This is a genomic window from Pedobacter sp. (assembly GCF_045628745.1).
Lineage (GTDB): Bacteria > Bacteroidota > Bacteroidia > Sphingobacteriales > Sphingobacteriaceae > Pedobacter.
The window spans coordinates 1-1,512 of the sequence record NZ_JAZQPU010000349.1 but is presented as its reverse complement, the minus strand read 5'-3'; the positions used below and the strand labels follow the sequence as shown (position 1 = coordinate 1,512).

Annotated in this window: 1 protein-coding gene and 1 pseudogene; both read left to right on the top strand. The window is 42.6% G+C overall.

Annotated features, from left to right (window positions below; genetic code table 11):
- Positions 1 to 1,072, top strand: a 1,072-nt coding sequence (locus tag ACR2F7_RS12775) for an alpha-N-arabinofuranosidase (RefSeq protein WP_432713943.1), incomplete at its 5' end; no start/stop codon positions are given.
- Positions 1,073 to 1,116: 44 nt separating this feature from the next.
- Positions 1,117 to 1,512 (top strand): annotated as a pseudogene (locus ACR2F7_RS12770) (alpha-L-arabinofuranosidase C-terminal domain-containing protein); the annotation flags it as partial.

The following is a 1,512-nucleotide window of genomic DNA, read 5'->3' as shown; positions in this document are numbered from 1 at the left end:
GCAGGAACTTTCCGACTGGGTACAATATGTGAACTTTGAAGGTGCGAGTCCGATGTCTGACCTCCGTATCAAAAACGGACAAGAAAAACCATGGAACGTTAAATACTGGGGTGTTGGCAATGAAGCATGGGGTTGTGGTGGTAACATGACGCCAGAATTTTATGTGGGTCAATACCGCCGTTATGCTACTTTTATGGAAGGCAACAACTTGTTTAAAGTAGCTTCAGGGGCGAATGTTGATGATTATCATTGGACAGAAACCTTGATGAAGGGCATTCCTTTGCGTTTAATGGACGGCATTGCCCTGCACCATTATTCTTTCCCAAGCTGGGAGAAAAAAGGCCCTGCTACTGGCTTTTCTGAGAAAGAATATTTTGAAACCATGAAAACAGCCTTGCGTATGGATGAGCTCATCGTTAAACATACTGCCATCATGGATAAATACGATCCTAAAAAAAGAATCGCTTTGGTGGTTGATGAATGGGGTGGATGGTTTGATGTAGAACCAGGAACAAACCCGGGCTTTTTATATCAACAAAATACCATGCGCGATGCCATGATTGCGGGTGCCACTTTAAACATTTTTAATAACCATAATGACAGGGTTAAGATTGCCAACCTTGCACAATGTGTCAATGTTTTGCAGGCAGTAATTCTAACCAACAAAGAAAAAATGCTGCTTTCTCCAACTTACCATGTCATGGAGATGTATAAGGTTCACCAGGATGCAACCTTGCTGCCGGTAGTGGTTAAAACCAACGACTATGTGTTTGGTAACGAAAAACTCCCTGCCGTATCTGTTTCTGCTTCTAAAGCGACCAATGGTTTAACCCATATCTCTGTGGTGAACAGCAACAGCAGAAAAACCGAAGAAATTGAAATTGACATCAGCGGACAACCCTATAAATCAGTGTCTGGAAGGATTTTAACTTCCGCCAAAATTGATGACCACAATACTTTTGAAAAACCTGATCTTATTAAACCTGCTGCTTTTAAAGGGGCAAAATTAAGTGGCGGAAAATTGAAGCTAAAGCTTCCTCCATTTTCCCTGGTCGTTTTAGCCCTTCAATAAGCTAAAGGCTTGGCAATAATTTTATCGACAGAACAATTAAAAACATGAATTTTAAATACTTAACTTATACCATGCTGCTGGCCATGGGCTCCATGGCTGTTATAGCGCAGCAAAAGAAAACCATTGTGGTTAATTCCGACCAGAAAATGGCACAGGTACAGCCAGAAATGTGGGGCGTTTTCTTTGAAGACATCAATATGGGGGCCGATGGCGGTATCTATGCAGAATTGATTAAAAACCGCTCTTTTGAGTTTTATAAACCCCTGATGGGCTGGACCCGAAAAGGAAACCAGGTGAAGGAGGGCGATGTGCTGGTGTTAAACCGCAAAGGCAGCAACGTAGAAAACCCACGTTACCTGCGCATCAATTCAAGAGGTGGCAAGCGCGAAAGCCTCAGTTTGACAAATGAGGGCTTTAGAGGCATCGGGGTAAAGAAAAAT